At 51.4% G+C, this 17,802-nt stretch carries 18 protein-coding genes; 11 read left to right on the top strand and 7 right to left on the bottom strand.

Going from position 1 to position 17,802, the window contains the following annotated elements:
• Positions 1-36: 36 nt before the first annotated feature.
• From PQI28_RS10005 to PQI28_RS09980, 6 genes are read right to left on the bottom strand one after another with little or no spacing between them, the layout of a single operon-like run.
• A complete protein-coding gene (locus PQI28_RS10005; RefSeq protein WP_339963198.1) occupies positions 37-1,695 on the bottom strand; it encodes an FAD-dependent oxidoreductase in 1,659 nt (552 codons plus the stop codon).
• 12 nt (positions 1,696-1,707) lie between these two features.
• Entirely contained in the window at positions 1,708-2,994 is a 1,287-nt protein-coding gene (locus tag PQI28_RS10000; protein ID WP_224861893.1) for an arsenic transporter, read from the bottom strand.
• 33 nt (positions 2,995-3,027) lie between these two features.
• Positions 3,028-3,306 carry a Fe-S cluster assembly protein HesB gene (locus tag PQI28_RS09995; protein ID WP_074036419.1) on the bottom strand — a complete coding sequence of 93 codons (279 nt, stop codon included), beginning with the start codon at positions 3,304-3,306 and terminating at the stop codon, positions 3,028-3,030.
• Positions 3,303-5,069, bottom strand: a complete 1,767-nt coding sequence (arsA, locus tag PQI28_RS09990; RefSeq protein ID WP_339963197.1) for an arsenical pump-driving ATPase — start codon at positions 5,067-5,069, stop codon at positions 3,303-3,305. The genes PQI28_RS09995 and arsA overlap by 4 nt, the downstream gene beginning before the upstream one ends.
• A gap of 4 nt (positions 5,070-5,073) precedes the next feature.
• Positions 5,074-5,433, bottom strand: a complete 360-nt coding sequence (gene arsD / locus PQI28_RS09985) for an arsenite efflux transporter metallochaperone ArsD (protein ID WP_445236756.1) — start codon at positions 5,431-5,433, stop codon at positions 5,074-5,076.
• A gap of 12 nt (positions 5,434-5,445) precedes the next feature.
• On the bottom strand, positions 5,446-5,763 hold the full coding sequence (locus tag PQI28_RS09980) for an ArsR/SmtB family transcription factor (protein ID WP_214784151.1): 318 nt from the start codon (positions 5,761-5,763) through the stop codon (positions 5,446-5,448).
• Between the two features lie 200 nt (positions 5,764-5,963).
• On the opposite strand from PQI28_RS09980, the gene PQI28_RS09975 reads away from it, so the two are divergent.
• From PQI28_RS09975 to PQI28_RS09940, 8 genes are all read left to right on the top strand, one after another.
• Positions 5,964-7,445 (top strand): SulP family inorganic anion transporter, encoded by a 1,482-nt coding sequence (locus PQI28_RS09975; protein WP_339963195.1) that lies wholly within the window; start codon positions 5,964-5,966, stop codon positions 7,443-7,445.
• A 69-nt stretch (positions 7,446-7,514) separates the two neighbouring features.
• Positions 7,515-7,928, top strand: a complete 414-nt coding sequence (locus tag PQI28_RS09970) for a universal stress protein (protein ID WP_074036403.1) — start codon at positions 7,515-7,517, stop codon at positions 7,926-7,928.
• A gap of 113 nt (positions 7,929-8,041) precedes the next feature.
• Positions 8,042-8,248: a PLD nuclease N-terminal domain-containing protein gene (locus PQI28_RS09965; RefSeq protein WP_074036398.1), complete on the top strand. Its 207-nt coding sequence runs from the start codon at positions 8,042-8,044 to the stop codon at positions 8,246-8,248.
• Complete coding sequence (locus PQI28_RS09960) at positions 8,245-9,093, top strand: ABC transporter ATP-binding protein (RefSeq protein WP_339963194.1); 849 nt, start codon at positions 8,245-8,247, stop codon at positions 9,091-9,093. Before PQI28_RS09965 ends, PQI28_RS09960 begins: the two co-directional genes overlap by 4 nt.
• The gene (locus PQI28_RS09955; protein WP_339963193.1) at positions 9,093-9,851 is read left to right on the top strand and encodes an ABC transporter permease; all 759 of its coding nucleotides are present in this window, start codon (positions 9,093-9,095) and stop codon (positions 9,849-9,851) included. The genes PQI28_RS09960 and PQI28_RS09955 overlap by 1 nt, the downstream gene beginning before the upstream one ends.
• Before the next feature lie 92 nt (positions 9,852-9,943).
• The gene (locus PQI28_RS09950) at positions 9,944-11,578 is read left to right on the top strand and encodes a C39 family peptidase (protein WP_339963192.1); all 1,635 of its coding nucleotides are present in this window, start codon (positions 9,944-9,946) and stop codon (positions 11,576-11,578) included.
• 175 nt (positions 11,579-11,753) lie between these two features.
• Complete coding sequence (locus PQI28_RS09945; RefSeq protein WP_214784165.1) at positions 11,754-12,989, top strand: DUF1343 domain-containing protein; 1,236 nt, start codon at positions 11,754-11,756, stop codon at positions 12,987-12,989.
• Between the two features lie 110 nt (positions 12,990-13,099).
• Positions 13,100-13,999 (top strand): CAP domain-containing protein, encoded by a 900-nt coding sequence (locus tag PQI28_RS09940; protein WP_214784167.1) that lies wholly within the window; start codon positions 13,100-13,102, stop codon positions 13,997-13,999.
• A gap of 81 nt (positions 14,000-14,080) precedes the next feature.
• Here the strand turns inward: PQI28_RS09940 and PQI28_RS09935 are convergent, their stop codons facing one another.
• On the bottom strand, positions 14,081-14,476 hold the full coding sequence (locus PQI28_RS09935; protein WP_214693899.1) for a hypothetical protein: 396 nt from the start codon (positions 14,474-14,476) through the stop codon (positions 14,081-14,083).
• Positions 14,477-14,710: 234 nt separating this feature from the next.
• Here PQI28_RS09935 and PQI28_RS09930 point away from each other — a divergent pair, with 234 nt between their 5' ends.
• Genes PQI28_RS09930 through PQI28_RS09920 form a run of 3 tightly spaced genes read left to right on the top strand, consistent with a single transcriptional unit; the run spans position 14,711 to position 17,785 of the window.
• Positions 14,711-15,553 (top strand): ABC transporter ATP-binding protein, encoded by an 843-nt coding sequence (locus PQI28_RS09930; protein ID WP_339963191.1) that lies wholly within the window; start codon positions 14,711-14,713, stop codon positions 15,551-15,553.
• Between the two features lie 11 nt (positions 15,554-15,564).
• Positions 15,565-16,698, top strand: coding sequence for an ABC transporter permease (locus tag PQI28_RS09925; RefSeq protein ID WP_339963190.1), 1,134 nt, complete (start codon positions 15,565-15,567; stop codon positions 16,696-16,698).
• Positions 16,685-17,785 carry an ABC transporter permease gene (locus PQI28_RS09920; RefSeq protein WP_339963189.1) on the top strand — a complete coding sequence of 367 codons (1,101 nt, stop codon included), beginning with the start codon at positions 16,685-16,687 and terminating at the stop codon, positions 17,783-17,785. Before PQI28_RS09925 ends, PQI28_RS09920 begins: the two co-directional genes overlap by 14 nt.
• Positions 17,786-17,802 lie beyond the last annotated feature (17 nt).

The following is a 17,802-nucleotide window of genomic DNA, read 5'->3' as shown; positions in this document are numbered from 1 at the left end:
ATCAAAATACGACGCCCGCAATGGACGTCGTCTTATTTAGTTCCCGTATTTTTTGAACAACTGATAGTTCTTATTCCCGCCTGACAAGTTGTAGACGTCGGTGAATCCGAGGTTACGGAGCACGTTTTGTGCCGCGTTCCCCGTCACCCCGCCGTTACAATAGACGACGGTCGGCTTGTTTTTGTCCATGTCTTTCGCCGCTTCCCGCAAGTTGCCGAGTGGGACGTTGACGGCACAATCGACACACGCCTTCTCGAACTGCGCTGCTTTCCGCGTGTCGATGATTTGCATGTCTTCCCCTGCATCGATTCGTGTCTGCAGCTCGGCTGGTGTGATGAGTCGTGCCGCCTTGTCGATACTGTTCGAAAGGACCATCCCTGTATACATGACCGGATCTTTCGTCGTCGAGAACGGTGGTGCGTATGCGAGGTCGAGGTGGAACAAGTCATCCACTTTCGCCTTCAATGTGATGGCCGTGACGAAGACGTCGATTCGTTTGTCGACTCCTTCGAATCCGACGATTTGGATACCGAGCAGTTGACGTGTCGAACGGTCTGCGACCGCTTTGATTGTCATGTCTTTTCCACCCATATAGGCAGGCTTATCCGGTTTCGTGTTGTGAAGCACTTCGATGTCATATCCGTGTTCGCGCGCTTCCTTCTCGGAAAGTCCCGTCTGCGCCACCGCAAGTCCGAACACTTTGAAGATACCCGTTCCGAGGATACCGCGATGCTCGAGATGACCGCCCGTGATCACGTCCCCAGCGGTCCGCCCCATCTTGTTCGCTGTCGAACCGAGCGGGCGCCAGATTGGTTTCCCCGTCACGATGGAGAAGCTCTCCGCGACGTCTCCGGCCGCATACACGTCCGGGATGTTCGTTTCCATACGTTCATTGACGGCAATCGCTCCCGTCTCACCTAGTTCAACTCCTATATTCATCGCAAGTTCGACGTTCGGACGGACCCCGACCGATAAGATGACGAAGTCAGTTTCGATCGTCTTGCCGCTCTCCGTGACGACACGTTCTACATGTCCATCACCGACAAGTTCCGTCACTGTCTCCCCGAGCATGAGTTCGATTCCGTTCTTCTCGAGGTGTTCCTCGACGCGGCACGCCATGTCTTTATCGAGTGGTGGCATCACCTGCGGCACGCGCTCGATGATTGTCACGTCCACACCGCGTAGCTTCAACTGTTCGGCCATCTCCAAACCGATGAAGCCGGCACCGATGATGGTCGCATGTTTCGGGCTCGTCGAATCGACGAACGACCGTGTCGCTTCAGCGTGCTGAATGTTTCGGATTGGGAAGACGTTATCCGATTTCACACCCGGAATCGGGGGAATGATGCTCGTCGCCCCTGTTGCGAGGACGAGGACGTCATACGAGTCCGTGAACGTGTCACCCGTCTCCAAGTTTTCAACCGTCACCGTCTTTGCGTCCTTGTCGACCGTCGTCACGTTATGACGCGTCATGACGTCGATGTTGTAGCGTTTCTTGAAGAACGCCGCGTCACGTGGTGTCAAATCGTCACGTGATTCTACTTCTCCACCGACGTAGTACGGAATGCCACAACCTGAATACGAGATATCATAATCACGGTCGTAAATCGTAATTTGGGCGTCCTCGTTATTCCGACGCGCTTTCGCTGCGACCGATGTCCCGGCAGCAACAGATCCAATGATGACTAGTTTCATATAACCCACTCCTTAATAAAGTAATAAGCTGATATAGAGGCCGAGCAACGTGATGGCCAGTGTCGGAATCGTCAAGATGATCCCGACTTTGAAATACTCACCCCATCCGATCTTAAGGCCTTTCGTACGGAGCACATGGAGCCAAAGAAGCGTCGCAAGTGATCCAATCGGGGTGATCTTCGGTCCAAGGTCGGACCCGATGACGTTCGCATAGATTAACGCTTCCCGAATCTGACCGGTCGTATGCGTCAAGTCGATGGCGAGCGCATCAATCATGACGGTCGGCATGTTGTTCATGACCGATGACAAGATGGCAGCCAAGAAGCCCATCCCGAACGTCGCACTGAATGCATTCACTGCAAACCAATCAATGAAGTTGGCGAGTACTTGTGTCAGTCCCGCGTTTTGTAAACCGTAAACGACGATATACATCCCGAGCGAGAAAAAGACGATGGCCCACGGTGCACCTTTTACGACTTGAGTCGTCTCTACCGCAGATGATCGATTCGCCATCACGAGGAAGAACAAGGCGATGACACCGGCAACAAGTGAGACCGGGATTCCGAGTAAGTCACTCGTGAAGTAACCGATGACTAGCAAAGCGAGTACGACCCACGATAAGCGGAACATCGTATGGTCTTTGATGACCGACGCCGGTTCAGCCAACTGAGACGCGTCATATTGTTTCGGGATGTCTTTTTTGAAATAGAGATACAAGACGAGCAGACTACCTGCGACTGCGAACACGTTGACGAATACCATCCGCGCCGCATACTCGGCAAACCCGATACCAAAAAAGTCAGCCGAGACGATATTGACCAAGTTCGAGACGATGAACGGGAGACTTGCTGTGTCGGCGATGAAGCCGGATGCCATGACATATGCCAATACGACCGCGTCCGGCAGTTTAAGTGCCCGCACCATCGCTAAAACGATTGGTGTCAAAATGAGTGCGGCTCCGTCGTTCGCGAACAATGCTGCGACGAGCGCGCCAAGTAAGGTGATATAGACAAATAGCTTCACCCCACCGCCTTTAGCGATTCGTGCCATATGTAAAGCGGCCCATTCAAAAAATCCAATCTCATCTAAAATGAGTGAGATCAAAATCACGGCGATAAACGTGAATGTCGCGTTCCAGATGATGCCCCATACCGTTCCGACGTCATCGAGGTTGACAACGCCCGAAAGGAGAGCGATGACGGCCATCCCCATCGCCGAGTAACCGATGCCGAGGCCTTTCGGTTGCTTGATGATGAGAAAGAGCGTCACCAAAAAAATTAAACTAGCAATCCACTGCACAATGAGTTCCTCCAATAATCTCTATTTATTCTTTTAGCAAGATGGTTGTAAACCGTGCAACACGAGCGTAATGCCATCTTCTGTCGATTCGACGTCGAGCGTCACGTTTTCCGCCAACGCCTCAGCTTCCTTCGCAACGGCAAACGTGAGCGTGTCGAACTGCTTCACCTCGTCTGTCTCTTCTGGTGTCGCCACGGCTAGACCGAGCGTCGGTCCACAGCAACCTGCCTCTGTGATGATGCGGACAGATTTCGTTTCTTCCTCTTCAAGTGCCGTCTTCAAAAAATCGATTGCTTCGTTTGTGATGTTCATTGTATTTTCTCCTTTCCTAATTGAGATAGCGCCGAGTATCCGACTGGCAGTTGTTCTTGCCATGCGAGAACCGTCGGACGCGGATAGTTGTTCACGCGCTCTAGCCAAATCGCCTCGCTCGCGACTTTCGATGTCAAGAGCTTACTCGTCACATCGAGTGGCGTAAACGATTGATTGACGACCCAAGCGAACGGTTGAATCGCTGCCCGTTGTAAGTCTGCTGTGAGACGCTCCGCTTCATAGACTGGCGTCGCTTCAGGCAGTGTCGTGATGATGACGTGCGTTTGTTTTGGGTCACGCAGTTTCGGTAACAACTCTCGGACCGCTTCCGGAACGACGCCGGTCGACCGTTCGAGTTCACGATGATAGCTCTCCGTCGCATCTAATAATAGAAGCGTATGTCCCGTTGGAGCTGTATCGATGACGACGAAGCGGTCTTTCGCTTTCGCCACTTGATCAGCAAAGGCACGGAAGACAGCAATCTCTTCCGTGCACGGTGAGCGCAAGTCCTCTTCGAGCATCATCCGTTGCTCTTCGTTCATGTCTCCGGCTTCCCGGAACACATCCGCCCGATACTTCTCAATCTCGGTTTTCGGATCAATAGCATCGACGGTGAACGTATCGGAAACGTCTGTCCCAATCGTGAGTGCGACATGGGCAGCCGGGTCTGTTGTCGTCAAATGCACAGCATGTCCTCGTTCGTGAAGCGCGACAGCAAGAAGCGAGGCGAGTGTCGTCTTCCCGACGCCACCTTTCCCCATCGTCATGATCACGCTTGGACCGTCCGCCTCCATTTCGTCGACGAGTTGATCGATCGATCCGTAACGACTCGTGTCATAGCGTGCATCCGAGATCACGACCGACTCCCCGCTCACAAAACGCTGGAGCGCCGATATCCCGACGAGATTCTCGTACGCATATGGGAGCGTGAACGTCTCGAGGTCGACGATTCCATGCGGGAGATTGTCGAGTGCTTGTTGTTGGCGTTCGATGAACCGCTTCGTGAAATGGTCTGTCCCTTCACCTGACTCGACAACACCGTTGATGATGAGTTGCATTCGCTCGATGCCGATGGCGCGAAGTTCTGTCGCGGCTCGCGCCGCTTCGACGAGTGTCGACTTCTCAGGACGAGCGACGAGCAATAACGTCGTCTCGTTTTCATCGATGAGCGTCTCGACGGCTCGTTTGTACTGCACTTGTTTATCCGCGAGACCAGCCAATGGACCGAGACAAGACGCACCCGTCGTATTCGTCTCTAAAAATTCATCCCATGCGCTCGGTAGGGTCAGTAATCGGAGCGTATGCCCAGTCGGTGCCGTATCGAAGATGACATGGTCGTATCGTTCCCGTGCTGCCTCGGACGTCAACAGCTCCGTGAATTGATCGAACGCCGCAATCTCGACCGTACAGGCGCCAGACAACTGTTCTTCCATCGATTGGATGGCAACATCCGGTAACACGCCCCGATACGGACCGACCATGCGTTCCATATACTGTTTTGCCGCCTGTTCCGGGTCAAAGTTAGCGATTTCGAGCATCGTTCCTGTGACGGATCGCGGTGTCTCATCGAGCTCCATCTCAAACACGTCTTGTAGATTACTCGCCGGGTCGGTCGAGACGAGTAAGATCTGTTTTCCACGATTGGCGAGCGTTAAGGCGAGACTCGATGCCGTCGACGTCTTCCCGACGCCACCTTTCCCGGTCAAAAACACATAACGGGTCGGTTCAATCGTCTGAAAATCAAATGGCTTCACTGTGAGCATCTCCTTATTTTTTGAGTGAGATTCGAACTTTCGGTTTTTCTCCATCTTGTTTGGCGAATGCGGCAATCGGTAGTCCCGTCAACTCTGCCATCTCTTCATTCGTCAAATAGGCGCCCCGCTTCACAATCTTCCCGTCGACGAGCGTCATCGGGAGAATGTCGAGCCCGTTCATGATTTCAGTTTGAACGATGGTATTCTCGACAAATCGGTTCGGGTCCGATGCGAGATTATAGCGCGACACATCAAAGCCTCGTTGCTTCAATACATAATGAATTGTCGCTACCCGCGTCAGTTCAGGGTCGATGGACGGTCCACATAATCCCGTCGGACAACACATGGCTGGTTCGAACACTTCAAGTTTCATCTTCATCTCTCCTTAAATGGCACAATTCGGCTCACAATCACAGCTCGGCTCATTCGTCTCTAAATTCGCTAACAAATCAGTGACGAGCGGATAAAACGGACTCGTCTCGTTCAATCGATAATGGATCCACTGTTTGTCCCGACGCTCGAGCAAGAGTCCCGCCTGGCGCAACATCTTCAAATGGCGACTGATGGCCGGTTGCGAAATATCGAAACAATCGACGAAACTACAGGCGCACTGTTCGCCTGCTTCCATCTGTTTCAACATCGTCAATCGGGTCGGGTCCCCGAGCACCTTGAGCACTTTACTCAATTCTTCCACGGTATACATGACTACTCCCCTACCTTTCATATAACTTTTTTGTTATATAACCTGCACGTTATGAAATTACCATAGTTTTTCACGCGAAGCAATTGTCATTTTAGACTAGATTCGGTATGATGAAACACGTTGAAAATGAACGGATTCCATTATTTTGATTTTCGTGAGACTCAAAAATCAAATCATTTTATAAAGAAAGGTGTGTTCTTTTGGAAAGATTGAATACGTTGAAACACGAATGGTTCGGAAATATCCAGGCCGACATTTTGGCCGGGATCGTCGTCGCCTTGGCGCTCATCCCGGAAGCCATCGCCTTCTCCCTCATCGCAGGGGTCAACCCGATGGTCGGGCTTTATGCCTCATTCATCATCGCCATGGTCATCTCGTTTGCCGGAGGTCGTCCGGCCATGATTTCGGCTGCGACCGGTGCGATGGCGCTCGTCGTCGTCTCGCTCGTCGCCGACCACGGTCTACAGTACTTGCTTGCTACTGGTATCTTGACCGGGATCATTCAAATCGTCCTCGGTTATCTCGGCATCGCCCGCTTGATGAAATTCATTCCCCGTGCCGTCATGGTCGGTTTCGTCAACGCACTCGCCATTTTGATTTTCCAAGCGCAGTTGTCAAACTTTGAAGGCGAGAGCTGGATCATTTGGGCAATCGTTGCCGCGTCACTCGCCATCATCTTCTTGTTCCCACGTGTTACGAAAGCAATCCCTGCACCGCTCGTCGCCATCGTCGTGATGACGATTCTCGCGATCACGCTAGGACTCGATACGAAAAACATCGGGGACATGGGAACGATCTCGGCGACACTTCCAGACTTCTTATTCCCAGATGTGCCGTTCACGCTTGAGACACTCATGATTATCTTGCCATACTCGATCTCACTCGCGTTCGTCGGCTTGATTGAATCGCTCTTGACGGCCCAAATCGTCGATGACATGACAGGAACGGACTCGAACAAGAACCGCGAGTCGCGTGGCCAAGGGATCTCGAACATCATTGCCGGATTCTTCGGTGGGATGCCAGGATGCGCGATGATCGGTCAGTCGGTCATTAACGTCTCCTCAGGTGCGCGTGGTCGTCTCTCGACATTCACCGCAGGACTCGCCCTCTTCATCATGATCATGACGATCAGTGATGTGCTCATGCTCATCCCTGTCGGCGCGCTCGTCGGTGTCATGTTCTTCGTGTCGTATGCGACATTTGACTGGGGCTCACTTAAAGCGATGCGTACCGCTCAAAAGTCAGACACGGTCGTCATGCTCGTCACGGTCATCGTCACCGTCTTCACGCACGACTTGTCACTCGGTGTGCTCGGTGGAATTTTGACGGCTGCGATTTTGTTCGCTGCCAAAATTTCGAAAATCGACCTCGGTCGCCACGTCACGTCGCATCGTGTAGACTATACGGTGAACGGACAACTGTTCTTCGCCTCGACATCTGAATTCGTCAACCAGTTTGATGTGACAGAAGATGTGGAAGCAGGTGTCAATCAAGTCACCATCGATTTTGCGAACACGCATCTCTGGGATGACTCGGCCATCGGCGCCATCGATAAGGTCGTCTTCAAATACCGTGAAGTCGGAATTGAACCTGAACTTCTCAATTTGAATAAAGACTCTGAAAAACTGCTCAACACGCTTGCGCTCCACTTGAAGCAACAAGACGCAAACGCAGGACATTGATTCGGCATTCCCCCGCTTCACCAAATCACCTATACTAAATGTAGAACGTGCGAAAGAGGAGGAGTTTTCATGGGAAAGGTATTTTTAGCGGCAGATGGTTCTGCCCACTCGAAACGTGCGCTTGAAAAGGCGATTCAACTCGCAAAGGCATCCAATGCGTCGATTGACATCGTCCATGTGATCAGTGCGAAAGAATCCAAAGAGGCCGCCCTCAACTCAACGGGCAAAATCGACTTGGAAACGAAGCGGAAGCAGATGCTCAAACCGTTGTTCGATTTGACGGAAGCAGAAGGCATCCCGTACGAGTACATCGAACTCCGTGGTGAACCGGACATCGAGCTTGTCAAATATGCGAACCACGAACCATACGAATATGTCGTTGTCGGATCACGCGGATTGAACACGTTCCAAGAGTTCGTGCTCGGTAGCGTCAGTCATAAACTCGCCAAACGTGCACTCGCTCCTGTCATCATCGTTAAATGATTCATCTTCCCTATCTCGTTGTGAGATGGGGATTTTTTGTGTCTCATACAGGGGACGCCCTATTCGTGTAGAATGTGTTAAGGACAGTCTATTTACTAAAGGAGGTTCTCACTATGGACATCGCAAACGATTCGAATACACTTTTTCTCATCCTGTTACCTGTCCTCATCCTGCAACTCATCTTGCTCGTCGTCGCTTTGATTGACTTGTTCAAACGGGACATGACGAACGGCCCGAAATGGGTATGGCTCCTCGTCATCGTCTTTATCAACATTCTCGGCCCGATCATCTACTTCTTATGGGGACGGACGCCGCGATGAACGTCACACAGTTAACCAAACGATTCGGTTCCTTCACGGCACTCGATGATGTCAGCTTTGAATTGCGCCCAGGATGTACCTCGCTACTCGGGGAAAATGGTGCCGGGAAGACCACCTTGTTGAATTTGCTCGCCCGCGTCACGGACCCGACGAGTGGCGATGTGAGCGGACATGACCAGATTCGGGTTGGCTATTTGCCACAACGCCCCGCCCTCTATCCGTCCCTCACGCCTGTCGAGACGATTCGCTACGCTGCTGAATTGACGGGAACGAAACACGTTGATCCTATCCAACTATTAAAACGCGTTGGTCTTGAGCCGGTCGACCGTCCAGCCTCGAACTTATCCGGTGGGATGCGTCAACGACTCGGCATCGCCCAGGCACTCGTCCATGACCCTGAATTACTGTTACTCGACGAGCCGGTCTCAGCTTTAGATCCACGCGGTCGACGGGAAGTGCTCGACTTGTTGAGCGACTTGAAACGAGAGCGAATGATTCTCTATTCGACACACGTCCTCCCGGATGCAGAAGAAGCGAGCGACTGGGTGCTCTTGCTTCGACAAGGTAAACTACTAATGGAAGGCACGGTGACTGACTTGCTCGGGTCAAAATCAACGATTGAGTTACGTCTCTTCGACGACCCGACGAGCGGGACAGATTGGGAAACGTTGGCCGGTGTGCGTCATGTGACGAAGAATGGTTCGACGTGGACGTTTGAATCGACGGACCGAGACATCGCTGAACGTGCGATCTTGAACCGAATCCTTGAACTGAACGTCACCGTCCAATCGTTACACGTCGGGCATCCGTCACTCGAGTCCTTGTTCTTGGAGGTGAACGCCTGATGCGCACGGCAATCTTTAAACAAGAATGGCGGGAGTCGTGGGCGAACAAGCGACTCATCTGGATTCCGATTGCTCTCATGCTCCTCGCCTCGATGCAGCCGCTCACGCTTTATTTCTTACCAGATATCCTCGCTTCCGGCGGGAACTTACCGGACGGTGCCGTCATTGAGATCCCGACACCGACACCGGAAGAAGTATTGATCTCTGTCAGCGAACAACTTCGCCAAATCGGGCTCCTCGTCGTCTTATTGTCTGCGATGCATACGTTCAGCCACGAACGGACGAACGGGACCCTCGCCTGGCTCAAGTCGTTACAAATCCCGACGTCACGCATCGTCGTCAGCAAATGGGGACATTACGCCCTACTAACCGTGAGCGGCATCTTGCTCGCGCAAACGGCAGCCGCCTATTATACGGTCATTTTGTTCGACGCATTCGATTGGCTCGACTTTCTCATATCGACCACACTGCTCATCTGTCATTTCATTGTTCAGTTATCGATTTTCTTCCTCATCGCCGCGATGTTGGAAAGTGGTGTCGTCGCGGTCGTGTTGACGCTCGGCCTCCATTTCGTCATGTCGCTCCTCATCGGTTGGGTCGACCTCGATTGGATGCCTTGGATGCTCGGTCCGCTTTCGAGCGAAGTGCTCCTGACAGAAGCAGATCTCATGTGGCCGCTCGTGAGCGGGATGCTCATCATCTTCCTCTCGCTTTATGTGGCGTCGAAACATCTTCGCTTTATGAGTCATTCGGCGTAAGCGTCTGATCCTTCAATTGAATCCTTTGACTCAGCTTGACATTGGATAAATATGGGTATCTCTTCTGTATTCGTATGGAGGAGGTTCAATCGATGGCATGGAAAAGGAAAATCGGCATCGGCTTTTTAATGGGTGCCTTATGGGTGAGTCCCCAACTCGTTTCCGCTGAAGGGTCGTTTCAACAGACCAAAGACGGGATCGTTTACACGTCGAGTGACGGGACGGTGTTGACGGGGTGGCAACAAATTGATGGCAACATATACTATTTCGATTCGGAAGGAATCCTTCTCACCGGATGGCAACAAATCGAAGAAGCTACATATTATTTTGAAACGGATGGTCGCCTCGTCACCGGCAGCTATTCCATCGACGGAACGACCTATACATTTGGTGAAGACGGAAAACGGCTGACCGGATGGCAAGAACGAGATGGGCTCATCTATTACTACAACGAGACCGGTCTGCCCGTCACGGGATTCCAGACGATTGACGGCAAGCGCTACTATTTCTCAGACAAAGGCGTTCGCCTCTCCGGTTGGCAGCAAATTGCTGGCGCAAAGCACTACATCTTTTCAGACGGGACGATTCGTACCGGCATGTATACGCTCGGTGGAAAATCATATTTCCTGCTGAATGATGGTAAAGTCGCGACCGGATGGCAGACAATCAAAGCCCGTTCCTACTACTTTGGAAATGACGGAATCCGCCGCCAAGGCTTGGCCTGGGTCGGGAAAGACGTATATGGATTCCACCCGACTTACGGATACAGCCTGAAAGGGGCATATCGGTTGCGCGACCGCAATTACTTATTCGATTCAACAGGAAAGCGGCTATATGGGTTACAACGGATCAACGGCAAAACATATGGATTCCACCCTCAGTATGGTTATCGTCTAAAAGGGAAATTCAAGATGGGCAATGAAACATACTTCTTTCATTCGACCGGCGTGCAAGAGACCGGATGGAAATACTCGACACGCTATGAATACTTCGCCCCGGCACTGACGAAGAAGACGGACTGGCAGCTGATCAAAGGACAATGGTACTACTTCGATGCCAACGGACGTATGTACCAAAACAAACGTATCGGCAATGCCGCGTTTGATGCGAAAGGAGTCTATTCCCCTAGTCTATCGATGTATAAGATGAGCGTCCCTCTCTATCGGCAGTTCCCGATGGGGTACCCATCCGGTTGTGAGTTCTTCTCGCTCAAAATGGCGCTCGAAGAAAAGGGTCGTGCTGTCAGCGCCTCGACCTTATACAACGAGATGCCGAAGAGTATGTGGAACGCGCGTTATGAGAATCGGTTATACCGCTGGGTCGATCCGAACGTCATGTTCACCGGCGACCCGCGCCGTACGTTAGGCAAATACAAGAACTACGGCATTTACCCGAAAGGCATGATTGGATTTTCTAGTAAATATCGCCCGGTGAAAGACTTGTCGGGGCAAGGACTCGCTTCAATCGAACGTGAGCTGTCGATGGGCAACCCCGTCATCGTCTGGGCAAGTGTCGACTTCAATAAACCTTATGGCTATTTCAATTGGTACACTGCTTCAAACAAGAAGTTCACCGGATACGTGAATTACCACGTCATGTTGGCGACCGGTTATGACAAATCAAATCTATATATCAATGACCCATATCGCGGTCGACTCGTCGTCCCGAAATCGAAAGTGAGTGCCGTCATGGGCGCCACGGGATGGAAAGCGCTCTCGGTCAGATAAGTGGGAACGTGTCTTTCATGAGAGAGACACGTTTTTTGCTGTCTGATTAGGAGAATAGTACGAAAAACAGAAATATAAATTCCTATTTTTATTCATAAATATTGAAATTAAATTTCCTAATGATACACTCCCATTAAGCATTTGAAGCGCTTACATTTCCTAAGGAGGAACTCTCATGAAAAAATGGATTGGTGGTATGGCAGCATTGACGCTACTCTCGACTTCAATCGTCTTGCTGGATGCGGACGCAAAATCTGAACCGAAAAAGCCTAAGGTCGAGCTTGGTGTCGACCGCTTGATGGAGAATCCGGATATCTTGAAAGGAAAACGAGTCGGACTGATCACAAATCCGACCGGGATCAATGCGGAGCGGACAAGCATCGTCGATTTATTCGACCAGTCCGATGACTTTGAATTGACGGCACTATATGGACCCGAACACGGCGTTCGAGGGGATGCCCAGGCCGGCTCCACTGTCAGCTCTTACATCGATGAGGTGACAGGTTTGCCCGTATATAGTTTATATGGCGCTACGAAAAAACCGACTCCTGACATGTTAGAAGATGTGGATGTGCTCGTCTTTGACATTCAAGACGTCGGGACTCGCTATTATACGTATATCTACACGATGGCCTATGCGATGGAAGCCGCTGCCGAGAATGGGATTCCATTCGTCGTCCTCGACCGCCCGAACCCCCAAGGCGGACTTCGTGTCGATGGTCCGGTGCTCGACCCTGACTACGCCAGCTTCATCGGGCTCTATCCGATTCCCTTGAAACATGGGATGACCGTCGGCGAACTCGCACAGTTGTTCAACAGCGAGTATCACATTCAGGCTGACCTCGAAGTCGTCAAAATGAAGGGATGGAAACGTTCGATGATGTATGAGGATACGGGGCTTCCGTTCGTCATGCCGTCCCCGAACATGCCGACGACCGACACGGTCAACGTCTATCCTGCGACCGGATTGTTTGAAGGAACGAATTTATCTGAAGGACGTGGGACGACAAAACCGTTTCAACTGATTGGTGCCCCTTATATACAAGCACATGAGTATGCGAAAGAGCTGAACGACCTTGACTTGCCTGGTGTCGCCTTCCGGGCCGCTTCGTTCACGCCGACATTCTCCAAACACGCGGGCAAACTGACGCACGGGGTCGAGGTCTATGTCACCGATCCGACTCGATTCGAATCAACGAAAACTGGGATTGCGATGATTCAAACGGCACACGATTTATATCCGGACGACTTTGCGTTTCTTGCGAACGACTTCATCACGAAACTGACAGGAAACGCCTATGTGAAAGACATGATTCTCGAAGGAGCTCCGCTTGATGAAATCCTGACTAAAATCGAGGACGAACGGGACGCGTTCCTCCCGATTCGTAAAGACTACTTGATGTATAAGTGACAGAAGGATGGGCTCACGAAGAGTCCATCCTTATTGTAATGAAATGGTAAAACCAAAAATCGACCAAATAATATAGAATATAAGAAGTTAAACAAAAGGAGTCGATCCATTTGAAAAAAATCATGACTGCCTTTCTCTTGACCTTCATTGTGTCGCTATCGGCAACGTTGTCGCAACAACCCATTGTTGCACATGCGTATACGGAAGTATCGGTCAATACGAAAGGGTATGTGACGAATATTAGTAAATTATACGCGCGCCCGACACCATCGCTCGGTGCCCCACGACTGAATGCCATTCCTCGTGACGGCTCGATGCGCGTACGCACCACCTTTTTCGTGAATGGAGAGCGTTGGTACAAGATTCAATGGGGCAGCGGCTATGCCTATGTGCCTGGGGATTATGTCCGTTTGTCTACTGCCGAAGTTCGTTTCACGACTCCAACCTACGTCAAACCTTCGAGCGTGTACGTGAAGTCCGCGCCGCTGACGACTTCGTCGAACGTCAAATTTTTACGCCAAGGCACGGCACTCGAAACAATCTCGTATCGCTATACGGGAACGTCTCGATGGTATAAAGTCCGTTACGGCTCGTACGTCGGGTATCTTCAAGCCAAGCATGTCAGCTTCACGTCGCCAGTCAACGTGTTAACAGAGACGAACAAAGAACGACAGGCAGCCGGCTTATCGCTACTCGCCGCTTCGAACGAAGCAAACCGTGTCGCACAAGTCCGAGCGGATGAAATGGCTAGGACAGGTCAGTTCTCCCATACGTTGAAGGAGAACGGTACGCCTGGTGATACATTACGTGCCTATGGCGTGTCATACCGGGGATGGGGAGAAAACATCTATAAAGGCTCGAGCGATCCAGTCCGGGCAGTGGACGCCTGGATGAACAGCAGCGGTCACCGCGCCAACATCTTGAACGCGAACTATACACATCTCGGGATTGGGAAAGCGACCGATGCCCAAGGGTCGACCATTCACGTTCAAATCTTTTTGACGAAATAATCAATGGGAACCAGTCACGTCTGTGGCTGGTTTTTTCGTACAAAAAAGAGCGGGTTCGCACCCGCCCCACCTCTTATCTATTCATACCTCATGCTCTTTCACAAGCACACGAAAACGCGGTCGGACGGTCAATTCGATTGACGTCACGGTCCGCTTCCGGTCTTCCGCGAGGACGATCAACAGCTCCGCGTGGTCACGTCGGTCTTCTAAGATTTCGACCTTGCTGACGGTCCGAAGCAATTGGTAGTAAAGAAGTTCCCCGTCCCGGTCTTTCACATTGATTTCAAACTCGTGATAGCTCGGGGAAATTTTAAAGTAGAATGTCTCCTCTTTATTGGTGAATCGAAAAATCGACTCGTCATAGTAAAATGGTAACGTCGAATCCATCCGTTTCGGTTCGACTGTACAAAATGCAGACAGTACGATTTCGTCCGGGAATAACGCCCCCTCATGTTTATTGAATTGCCACCCTTTCATCCCAATCCCTCATTTCAACACAATAATTATCTGAATAATTAGATTATTGCACATTTTCATGAATCCGGACAGGTATATTCGTGACAATCCACGAACACCTTTGTGTAGAATGATGAGTCTTTCACATGAGAAAGGAGTACATCTATGTCGATCATCTCGCTCGATCATGTCACGAAACGGTTTGGAGATACTGTCGCCTTGAACGACCTCAGTCTGAACGTCGAATAAGGAGAGTTGTTCGGCCTCCTCGGTCCGAACGGTGCCGGTAAGACGACGGCCATTTCCGTCATGTTGAATCTATACGAGGCGGATTCGGGATCCATTCGCATCTTTGGACAATCGATGCCAAAAGACGAACTGTCCATCAAGCGACGTGTCGGGATCGTCCCGCAGCACGTCTCCGTCTATGACCAACTGACCGTGTATGAAAACATTCAATTCTTCGCTGAATTATACGGATTCAGTCCAAAGGAAGCGCGACAAAAGACCGAGGCCGCGATTGCGTTCGTCGAACTCGATGCCCATCAAAAGAAACGCCCACCAGAACTGTCCGGCGGTCTCCTCCGCCGCCTCAACATCGCATGCGGAATCGTGCATGAACCGGAACTCATCTTCATGGATGAGCCGACCGTCGCCATCGACCCGCAATCACGAAACACGATCTTAGAGAATATCCGTGAACTGAACCGTCGTGGTGCCACCATCATCTATACGTCACACTACATGGAAGAGGTCGAGCTGCTCTGCGACCGTATCGCCATCGTCGACGAAGGAAAAATCATCGCTGAAGGGACACAAGATGAGCTGAAAGACCGCGTCATGACGCTCGAGACAGCCCGCATCAAAGTTGATGCGCTTACCCCGCACCTGCTCGAACGGCTCGATGCACTCGACCACGTCCAAAAAGTGCAATATGAGGAACCGTATATCGAAGTGTCGCTCGATAAAGATACGCCGCTCGCTCCGCTCCTGGATACGCTTCATCAGGAGCATGTTCACTTCACGTCCATCACGGTCGACCGTCCTTCCCTCAATACCGTCTTTTTGGCATTGACCGGGAAGACGCTCCGGGAATAGGAGGTCCTTTCATGTGGACATTTATCAAATATGATGTGAAACAGCGGCTCCGGGATCGTGCGACACTTTTTTGGATGCTCCTCTTCCCGCTCATCCTCATTTTCGGACTCGGGACGATACTATCGGCCGTCTTCAGTGACACATTCAAACTCCCCGTCACGAACGTCGCGTACGTCGAAGCTTCAACCGACCAGTATCGAGAACCGCTCGAGAACTTTTTGAACGACGAAGACATTCAGGCGTTCATCCGCCTCGTCCCTTATGAAGACATCGCGTCAGCCGAACAAGGGGTGAACGATGGGGATGCAGACGTCATCTTACGGCTCGACGGCAGTGACCTCACGCTGTTATACGAAGAACCGACGACCGTCGAGTTTGACGTCCTTGAAGCCATTCTCGGTCAGTATACGGCAATCGCCAACCAACAGATTACGCTCGCGGAGTCTGGTCTTTCGGCCCCGTATGAGAATGAGGCGTGGCTTGATACAGAGAGCGTCGATTTAGCGGGGCGGACTCCGACATCGCTTGAATACTTCACTGTCACTATCTCCATCATGACCGCTCTGTTCGGGTCGTTCTATATCACGGCGATGGCACGAGAAGAACAGCCGAATATCGGTAGCTATCTACGGATTCAAGCTGCTCCCGTTCGAACGATCCAATATCGACTCGCGCGGACGTTCAGCCGCTACGTCATCATTTTGCTTCAGCTCATCCTGTTGTTCTGGTTCAGCCATTTCGTCTATCGGACGTTCGATTTGGCAAATGTCCAGTTCGGTTATTTGATTCTCGCTTGGCTCGCCTTGACCGCATATGGGGTCGCCATCGGGTTTGTCATCGTCAATCTGCCGAAGTTGAGTACGACGACGAAAGATGCAGTCGTCAACGGATTTGTCGCCATCATCATGATTTTATCAGGAGGCTATGTCCCCGGATTTGATCAAGTGACGCTGAACTATGCGCCATGGGCCGCATATGTATTCATGCCGATTTTTATGCGCGACGGGATGCTCGCCGTCATGCTTCGTGAAGGCGACATGAGCATTTATTGGGAAAGCCTCGGTTTACTCGGGATTCATTTACTTATCTTCATCGCACTCAGCTATCTTCTATCGAAAGGGGTGAGACGTCATGGTACTCATTAGGCACGTCGCCAAACGGATGCTCCGAAAGAAAGGGCTTTGGGTGTTCACGTTTGTCTCGATGTTCGGGTTTGCGCTCATCCTCTCCTTCGTAGGGGGGACGTCGAGTCTCAATGCGTCGATTGGCATTGTCGATGAGGACGGGGATATTCTCGCCGAGCGCCTCATCGAAGAAGCCGAACGTTTCGGTCGCGTCACCATGCTTGAGACGAGTGGCGAAGATGTCTTGTTAGAAGGAGAAGACATCGTGCTTCTCATTCCTGAAGATTTTACAGAGCAATCGTTCAACGGCGATATGCCTCGCCTCTCGTTCTCCGCAATCGCCGGTAGTGACACTTCTTTAGTCGAACAGGCATTGAACGGCCACTTGTCACGTGAACGCCAGCTTCTTGAGGCGAGTGAATATGACGAAGCCACATTCACCCTACTCGCGACCGAGGAGACAGATAACGGATACACGCTCTCTAGTGAACCTTTCCAAGAGAGCGTCGCGACGACCGCACGCACACAAGCGTTTTTCGGTCTCTTGTCGTTCATCATGATGTCGACGTTCCTCCAGTTCATTCCGATGTTTGTCGCGGATGACCGGGACGAGAAGATTTATGCCCGCCTGTTCGCCTCACCGGTGTCACCACGGCGGTATTTCGCATCACTTCTTCTCGCCTTCTATCTCGTCGGCTTCGTCTATGTCATGCTGTTGATTGGCGTGAGTCTCGCGCTTTACGGCCAAGACGTGTGGACCCATCTCCCGACCGTCTTCGCCTTGTTCTCGGCCTACCTGCTCGTCTGTCTGGCATTTGGTGGCCTCATCGCGGTATTTGCGACGAATCGAGAGAAGGCGAACATCTTTCAAATATCGGTCACGATGGCATCCGCCATTACCGGAGGCGCGTTCATCAGTCTGCTTTGGTTACCAGATTCATTGAAACTCGTCGGACGCTTCCTACCGACCTATTGGCTAAATAACGGGGTCATCACGATGTACGAAGGACAGTTTCCGTTCCTCTCCATTCTCGTCATGATTGGCATGACCGCCGTCGTCTTCTTGTTGACGGTTCTCGTCTTGAAGAAGCGTCCACTCACCGTTTGAAAAAGCGAGTCCTCCCA

The organism is Exiguobacterium sp. USCH10 (genome assembly GCF_037619445.1).
In the GTDB taxonomy this organism is placed as follows: Bacteria; Bacillota; Bacilli; order Exiguobacteriales; family Exiguobacteriaceae; genus Exiguobacterium; species Exiguobacterium aestuarii_A.
The sequence above is the reverse complement of the archived record's forward strand: the minus strand, read 5'-3'. Positions and strand labels throughout refer to the sequence as shown.